General features: G+C 73.6%; 6 protein-coding genes and 1 riboswitch. Of the genes, 1 reads left to right on the top strand and 5 read right to left on the bottom strand.

Annotated features, from left to right (window positions below; translation table 11 throughout):
• Together HMPREF3099_RS03440 and HMPREF3099_RS03435 are read right to left on the bottom strand one after the other, a co-directional pair.
• Positions 1–934: APC family permease (locus HMPREF3099_RS03440; RefSeq protein ID WP_070703968.1), on the bottom strand; the 934-nt coding region annotated here is incomplete at its 3' end.
• Positions 931–1,386, bottom strand: a complete 456-nt coding sequence (locus HMPREF3099_RS03435) for an OsmC family protein (RefSeq protein ID WP_070703966.1) — start codon at positions 1,384–1,386, stop codon at positions 931–933. The genes HMPREF3099_RS03435 and HMPREF3099_RS03440, both read right to left, overlap by 4 nt.
• A gap of 19 nt (positions 1,387–1,405) precedes the next feature.
• On the opposite strand from HMPREF3099_RS03435, the gene HMPREF3099_RS03430 reads away from it, so the two are divergent.
• Positions 1,406–2,119 carry a histidine phosphatase family protein gene (locus tag HMPREF3099_RS03430; RefSeq protein WP_083323460.1) on the top strand — a complete coding sequence of 238 codons (714 nt, stop codon included), beginning with the start codon at positions 1,406–1,408 and terminating at the stop codon, positions 2,117–2,119.
• 7 nt (positions 2,120–2,126) lie between these two features.
• Here HMPREF3099_RS03430 and HMPREF3099_RS03425 read toward each other — a convergent pair whose 3' ends face one another.
• The 3 genes from HMPREF3099_RS03425 to HMPREF3099_RS03415 all read right to left on the bottom strand — a co-directional run.
• Positions 2,127–3,635 (bottom strand): glutamate-cysteine ligase family protein, encoded by a 1,509-nt coding sequence (locus tag HMPREF3099_RS03425; protein WP_070703964.1) that lies wholly within the window; start codon positions 3,633–3,635, stop codon positions 2,127–2,129.
• A gap of 133 nt (positions 3,636–3,768) precedes the next feature.
• Positions 3,769–6,672: an aminomethyl-transferring glycine dehydrogenase gene (gcvP, locus tag HMPREF3099_RS03420; RefSeq protein WP_070703971.1), complete on the bottom strand. Its 2,904-nt coding sequence runs from the start codon at positions 6,670–6,672 to the stop codon at positions 3,769–3,771.
• Between the two features lie 127 nt (positions 6,673–6,799).
• Positions 6,800–6,885, bottom strand: a riboswitch (glycine riboswitch).
• Between the two features lie 61 nt (positions 6,886–6,946).
• Positions 6,947–7,533 (bottom strand): MerR family transcriptional regulator (locus HMPREF3099_RS03415; RefSeq protein WP_371327506.1); only part of this gene is annotated, 587 nt, incomplete at its 5' end.

The following is a 7,533-nucleotide window of genomic DNA, read 5'->3' as shown; positions in this document are numbered from 1 at the left end:
CGGTGGCGGTGACGCCCAGGGCCGGCGGCAGGTCGCGGCGCTGCCCCATCGCCTTGAGGGTGCTGGCCACGCCCAGCAGCAGCGCCCACAGGGCCCCGACGGCGGCCAGCCCGGCGAGCACGCCGACGACCACGGCCCACCAGGAGGACGCGCCCCCGGCCAGGTCGCGCAACGGGGCGGCGCTGGCCACGATGCCCTCCGGTCGCAGGCGCGCCAGCAGGGTCACCGCCACCGCGGCGTAGAGCACCAGCACAGTGCCCAGGCCCCACGCGACGGCCCGCGGGACGGTGCGGCGCGGCTCGACCACCTGGTCGCCCAGGGTGGCGATGCGGGCGTACCCGGCGAACGCGAAGAAGAGCAGCCCGGCGCCCTGCAGCAGCCCGTGCGGCGAGGGACGGCCCGGCACCACCGCGGCATCGCGGGTGGGGGTCCACAGGGTGGGGTCCGGCGGCAGGAACCACGAGACGAGCAGGGTGCCCACGATGCCCAGGAGCACCAGCCCCACCACCACGCGCGCCACCCGGGCCGACCGCACGACGCCGCCGAGCGTGACGGCCGTGAGCGCGACCACGGCGAACACCCCGAGCAGCTGCTCCCGGCCGGGCCACAGGTAGGAGCCGGCCACCATCGCCATCGCGGCGCAGGAGGCGGTCTTGCCGACGACGAAGCACCACCCGGCGAGGTAGCCCCAGAACGGGGAGAGCCGCTCCCGGCCGTAGAGGTAGGTGCCCCCGGCCCCCGGGTGGCGGGCGGCGAGCTGGGCACTGGAGCTGGCGTTGCACCAGGCCACGAGCGCGGCCACGGCCAGAGCGGGCAGCAGCCACGCGCCCGCGGCGGCGGTGGCCGGGCCCCAGACCCCGAACACCCCCGCGCCCACCATGGCCGCCAGGCCGATGGTGAGCGCGTCGAGAAAGGTCAGGCGCCGGGCGCTCACTCCACCGACCGGCCGTCGGCGAGGGTGAACTCCACCGGCGTGGGCAGGGCCACGGTGCGGCTCACGGTGCACAGGCGGTCGCGCGAGGAGGCCACGGCCCGCGGCAGCACCTCGGTGGCGGCCCGGCCGGCCTCGTCCTCGGCGAAGGTCACGTCGAAGGCCGCCTGCACGTCGGTCAGGTGGTTGCCGTCCTCGTCGCGCACCTTGGTGCCCCGGGCCTCCACCACGAAGGACTCCGGCTCGGCGCGCTTGTGGGTGATGAAGTCGACGTCGATGGCCGAGCAGCCGGCCACGGCGGCCAGCAGCAGCTCCACCGGGGTGAAGTCGGCATCGCTCCCGTCCCCGATGGTGATGCTGGCGCCCCGCTCGTTGGTCACGGTGAAGGTGGCGAAGTCGGTGCGCTCCAGACGGACCGAGCGGGGGCTGGGCGGGGTCGGGGTCTCGCTGCTCATGGGGCATAGCCTGCCGCACATGGAGCCCGACGCGAAGACCGCCTCGCCCACCGGCCCGAGCGTGACCAGGGCCTCGGCCGCCGCCACCCTGGGCGGCCTCCACCGGTACGCCGACGCCGGCCCGGTGGACGTGCGTCCCTCCGAGCCCGGCCGGGGCCGGCTCCTGCTGGTGCGCCACGGCGAGACCGCGTGGTCCCGGGCCGGCCGGCACACCGGGCTCACCGACCTGCCCCTCACCGGGGCCGGACGCGCCGCGGTCGGCGGCCTGCCCGACCTGCTCGCGGAGTACGACCTGGTGCACGTGCGCTGCTCCCCGCTGCAGCGCGCCACCGAGACCGCCCGCCTGGCCGGCCTGGAGCCCGACGCGCTGGACGCCGACCTCGTGGAGTGGGACTACGGCGCCGAGGAGGGCCGCACCACCGCCCAGGCGCAGGCCGAGGGCCGCCCCGGGTGGACCGTCTTCGACGGCGTGCCACCGGGCGAGACCCCCGGCGAGACGGTGGAGATGGTGGCCGCCCGGGCCAGCCGGGTGCTGGGGCGGGTGTGGCGCCACCTGGAACACGGCGACGTGGTGCTCGTGGGGCACGGGCACCACCTGCGCGTGCTGGCCGCGGTGTACCTGCGCCAGACGCCCTACCTGGCCGACGCCCTGGAGCTCGAGGCCGGCAGCCTGAGCGTGCTCGGGCACCACCGCACCACGCCCACCGTCCACCGGTGGAACCTGGCGCCCTGAGCGGGTCTCAGGCGGGCAGCTCCCACTGGTCCACCGGCTGGTGGGTGGCGTTGGCCTCCCAGTACAGGCGCGTCATCTCGGTGAGCGCCGCGTCGCGGTCCAGGCCGCGGGCCTCCAGCCGCTCGACGGCCTGCACCTGCCAGGTGGCGCCGTTGGTGCGCTTCTCGCAGCGGCGCCGCACCGTGCCCAGGTAGGTGTCGGCGTCCTCGGAGGTGGTGCCCCCGGAGACCAGGCCGGCGTGCGCCAGCGGCAGCAGGTGCTCGGCCACCAGCTCGGTCACCGGCATCGTGCCGGTGGTGCCCGGCCAGGCCAGCTCCGCCTCGATGCCGTGCTCGGCCGCGGCGTAGAAGTTGCGCTCCGCCTCGGCGTGGCTGAAGCCCAGCCACGGCTCGGGGGTGGTGTCCACCAGGGTGCGCAGCAGCCCGTAGTAGAGCGCGCAGTTGGCCATCGTGTCCGCCGCAGTCGGGCCCGCCGGCAGCACGCGGTTCTCCACGCGCAGGTGCGGCACGCCGTCGACCACGTCGTAGATGCCGCGGTTCCAGCGCCACACCGTGCCGTTGTGCAGCATCAGGCGCGGCAGCTTGGGGGCCCGCCCCTTGCCGGCCCCGGAGCGGTCGCTGCTCGGACCACCCTCGGTGGAGGGCAGCTCGAACAGCTCGGGCAGCAGGCCCGGGTAGGAGCCGATGTTCTCCCGGAACAGGTCGGCCGGGGTGGCGATCCAGTCGCGCCCGAACAGGGCCCGGGACTTCACCCCCTGGTTGCGCAGCTCCGGCGTGCGCGTGTCCATCATCTGCTCGAAGAGCGGGATGCGGGTCTCGGCCCACAGCCGTTTGCCGAACAGGAAGGGCGAGTTGGCACCCACCGCCACCTGCACGGCGGCCACCAGCTGGGCGGCGTTCCAGAAGGTGGCGAACCTCTCCGGCGAGACCTGCCGGTGCAGCTGCAGCGAGGTGGCCGCGGCGCCGGGGGCGATGGTCTCGGTGTACTGCTTGACTCGCTCCCCGGTGGGGCCGGTGATGTCGATGGTGGCGCCCTCGCCGCGCTCCTTGAGCAACGCGTTCTCCAGGGCCCGGTAGCGCGAGCCGGCGGAGATCCACTCCCCTACCAGGTGCTCCTCGCGCAGCGTGGGCAGGATGCCGATGGGCACCATGCGGCAGCCCTCGGCGTCGGCCGCGTCGTGCGCCTCCTGCAGGTGGTGCAGCACCACGTGCTCCAGCGACGGCGAGGCACCCGTGGCCACCGGGCGCGGCTCCACGTTCACCTCGATGTTGAAGCGCGCCAGCTCGGACTGGAAGTGCTCCCCCAGGTGCCCCAGCACCGCCTCGTTGTTGAGGGAGGGCTGCATGTCGGCGTCCACGAGGTTGAGCTCCATCTCGATCCCGATCTTGGGGAAGGTGGAGTCGAACTCTGCGTGCGCGAGCAGCCAGGTGAAGGTCTCCAGCTCGTGGTTGACCTCCTCGCGGAACCGCACCCGGTCCGCCGAGGAGTACTCGGTCTTCTCGACCTCTGCGCCCATGGTCCTGCCTTTCGCCGTGCGGGGCTCCATCCAAGCACGTGGGACCGGCCACCACAGGGTGGCCGGTCCCACGTGACGGGGGCGCCGTCCCGCGCCGGCAGGGACCCGGACAGGGCCCCTGCCGCGCAGCAGGTCAGTCCTCGAAGGCCTCCGGCGGCGGGCACGAGCAGACCAGGTTGCGGTCGCCGTACACGCCGTCGATGCGGCGCACCGGCGGGAAGTACTTGGTCGCCGGGTTCACGCCGGCCGGGTACACGGCCTCGGCGCGGGTGAACGAGTACGGCCAGTCGCCGGCCATCGAGCGGGCGGTGTACGGGGCGTGGCGCAGCACCGAGTCGTCGGCGTCGCCCTGCTGGCCCACCGCGTCGATCTCGGCCTTGATGGCCACCATCGCGTCCACGAAGCGGTCCAGCTCGTCGAGCGACTCCGACTCCGTCGGCTCCACCATGAGCGTGCCGGAGACCGGGAAGGACATGGTCGGGGCGTGGAAGCCGTAGTCGATGAGGCGCTTGGCCACGTCGTCCACGGTGACGCCGGTGTCCTTGGTGATCTGGCGCAGGTCGAGGATGCACTCGTGGGCCACGAGGCCCTCGTTGCCCGTGTAGAGCACCGGGTAGTGCTCGTCGAGGCGCTTGGCCAGGTAGTTGGCCGAGAGGATGGCCACGCGGGTGGCCTTCTTCAGGCCGGCCGAGCCCATCATGCGGATGTACGCCCACGGGATCGGCAGGATGCTCGCCGAGCCCCACGGGGCCGCGGCGATGGGGCCGACCCCGGTGGCCGGGCCGGCGCCGGGCACCAGCGGGTGGTTGGGCAGGAAGGGCGCCAGGTGCTCGCGCACGCCGATCGGGCCCACGCCCGGACCGCCACCACCGTGCGGGATGGTGAAGGTCTTGTGCAGGTTGAGGTGGCTGACGTCCGAGCCGAACTTGCCCGGACGGGCCACGCCGATGAGGGCGTTGAGGTTGGCGCCGTCGACGTAGACCTGGCCGCCGGCGTCGTGCACCAGGCCGCACAGGTCGGCGATGGTGTCCTCGAACACGCCGTGCGTGGACGGGTAGGTCACCATGATGGCGGCCAGCTGGGGGCCGTGCTTCTCCACCTTGGCGCGCAGGTCGTCCATGTCGATGTCGCCGCCCTCGGCGGTCTTCACCACGACCACCTTCATGCCGGCCATGACCGCCGAGGCCGCGTTGGTGCCGTGCGCGGAGGCCGGGATGAGGCAGACGTCGCGGTGCTCCTGGCCCTGGGAGGCGTGGTAGGCGCGGATGGCCATGAGGCCGGCCAGCTCGCCCTGCGCACCGGAGTTGGGCTGCAGCGAGACGGCGTCGTAGCCGGTGATGTCGCACAGCCACTGGCTCAGCTCGTCCATGAGGGCACGGATGCCCTCGGAGTGCTCCGCCGGGGCGAAGGGGTGCAGGTTGGCGAACTCCGGCCAGGTGATGGGCTCCATCGCCGTGGTGGCGTTGAGCTTCATGGTGCAGGAGCCCAGCGGGATCATGCCGCGGTCCAGCGCGTAGTCGCGCTCGGAGAGCTCGCGCAGGTAGCGCAGCATCTGGGTCTCCGAGCGGTGCACGTGGAAGACCTCGGGGGTGAGGAAGTCGCTGGTGCGCTGCAGCTGCTGCGGCCAGGTGAGCTCCATCGCCGGGCCGAGGCGGTCGGCCAGCGAGACGCCGAAGGCCTCGGCGACGACCTCGAGGTCGGCCGAGAGCGTGGTCTCGTCCACGCTCACCAGCACCGTGTCCTCGTCCTGCTTCCACAGCAGCACGCCCTCGCGGCGGGCGGCGGCCACGATGTTGCCGGCCTGGCCCGGCACGCGGACGGCCAGGGTGTCGAAGTAGTCCTCGTGCACGACCTCCAGGCCGGCCGAGGAGAGGGAGCCGGCCAGGCGGCGGGCCTTGCCGTGCACGTCGCGGGCGATGGAGCGCAGCCCCTGCGGGCCGTGCCACACCGCGTACATGGAGGCGATGACCGCCAGCAGCACCTGGGCGGTGCAGATGTTGGAGGTGGCCTTCTCGCGACGGATGTGCTGCTCGCGGGTCTGCAGGGCCAGGCGGTAGGCCACCTTGCCCTCGTCGTCCTTGGAGACGCCCACGAGGCGGCCCGGCAGGGTGCGCTCGAGGCCGGAGCGGACGGCCATGAAGCCGGCGTGCGGGCCACCGAAGCCCATCGGCACGCCGAAGCGCTGGGTGGTGCCCACCACCACGTCGGCGCCCCACTCGCCGGGGGGCGTGAGCAGGGTGAGGGCCAGCAGGTCCGCGGCGGCGGTCACCAGGGCGCCGGCCTCGTGGACGGCCTCGGCCAGGGCCGACCAGTCGCGGATCGCACCGTCCACGGCCGGGTACTGCACGATGACGCCGAACACGTCGCGGTCGCCGGCGGCGGCGCGCAGGCCCTCGACGGAGTCCACGCCCGCCAGGTCGGCCACGACCACCGGGATGCCCAGCGGCTCGGCGCGGGTCTCGGTGACGGCGATGGACTGCGGCAGCAGGCCGGAGTCCAGCAGCAGCACGGCGGAGTTGTCCTTGGCGCCCACCTTGGCGGTGCGGCGCATCACCGTCATCGCCTCGGCCACAGCGGTGCCCTCGTCGAGCAGGGAGGCCCCGGCGGTGGTGAGGCCCGACAACTCGGAGCACATGGTCTGGAAGTTCAGCAGCGCCTCGAGGCGGCCCTGGGAGATCTCCGGCTGGTAGGGCGTGTACGCGGTGTACCAGGCCGGGTTCTCCAGGATCTTGCGCAGGATCACCGGCGGGGTGTGGGTGCCGTAGTAGCCCAGGCCGATCATGGAGCGGGCCACGGTGTTGCGCTCGGCGTAGGCGCGCAGCTCGGCGGTGGCGGCCTGCTCGGTGGGGGCCGCCGACATCGGCAGCTGCTCGTCGCCCTGGATGGCGCCCGGTACGGCCTTGGCGATGATGGCGTCCAGCGAGGGCTGGCCGATCACCTCGAGCATGTGGGCCACGTCCTCGTCGCGGGGGCCGATGTGGCGCCCCACGAAGTCGGGCTCGTGGTGCAGGCCCAGCTCGTCGCTGGCGTCGAACACGGGGGCCTCGGTGGCCTCGTGCGCGGGGGTGGGCGTGGTGCCGTCGGGAACCAAGGGTCCTCCTGGAGTCGCTGCGTGGGTCACGATCTCTCCCCCTCTGTGGGCACTGGGGCCGGCCAGAGTTGCCTCACCGCGCAGGGTCCGTGGGCCTGAGAGATTCCGGGGAGGTTGCTCCTTCGGCGTCCCGGTGCGGGACTCTCCCCTGCGGGGTCGACGGCACCGGCGAGTGTATTACGTCACGCCCCCGCCGAGGAGGGTTCGGGCCCGTGCCGCCTCAGGCGCCGCGGCTCGCGCGCCGGGCGGCCAGCTCGTCGACCACGCCCTCGCGCTCGTCGGCACCGGGCAGCTCGCACAGGCTGCCCTCCACCTCGCGCCACACGCTGGAGATGGCGATGCCGAAGACGCCCTGCCCGCCGCGCACCAGGTCGATGACCTCGTCGTCGCTCGTGCACTCGTACACCGAGGCGCCGTCGGACATGAGGGTCAGCGAGGCGAGGTCGTCCGCGCCACGGTCCGCGACGGCCTCGACGGCCACCCGGATCTGCTGCAGCGAGACACCTGTGTCGAGCAGGCGCTTGATGATCTTGAGCACGACGATGTCGCGGAAGGAGTAGAGCCGCTGCGTGCCCGAGCCCTGGGCGCCTCGCACGCTGGGGCGCAGCAGGCCGGTGCGGGCCCAGTAGTCGAGCTGGCGGTAGGTGACGCCGGCGGCGGCGCAGGCCTGCGGGCCGCGGTAGCCCACCGCGTCCCGGGCAGCGGCGACCGGGTCGTCGAACAGCGGGACCTGCTCCCCCGGGTGGCCCTGCTCGGGCGGCGTCGTCGTCACGGGGGCGACGCTACTGCGCCGTCCCCGGGCAGGCA

The organism is Kytococcus sp. HMSC28H12 (assembly GCF_001816045.1).
GTDB lineage: Bacteria > Actinomycetota > Actinomycetes > Actinomycetales > Dermatophilaceae > Kytococcus > Kytococcus schroeteri.
Note: the sequence above shows the minus strand (reverse complement) of the source record. Positions and strands in the feature narration are given on the sequence as shown.

Bases quoted from the DNA above. Each gene is read 5' to 3' on its own strand.
- HMPREF3099_RS03435 (WP_070703966.1), bottom strand. From the start codon at position 1,386: ATGAGCAGCGAGACCCCGACCCCGCCCAGCCCCCGCTCGGTCCGTCTG.
- HMPREF3099_RS03430 (WP_083323460.1), top strand. From the start codon at position 1,406: ATGGAGCCCGACGCGAAGACCGCCTCGCCCACCGGCCCGAGCGTGACC.
- HMPREF3099_RS03425 (WP_070703964.1), bottom strand. From the start codon at position 3,635: ATGGGCGCAGAGGTCGAGAAGACCGAGTACTCCTCGGCGGACCGGGTG.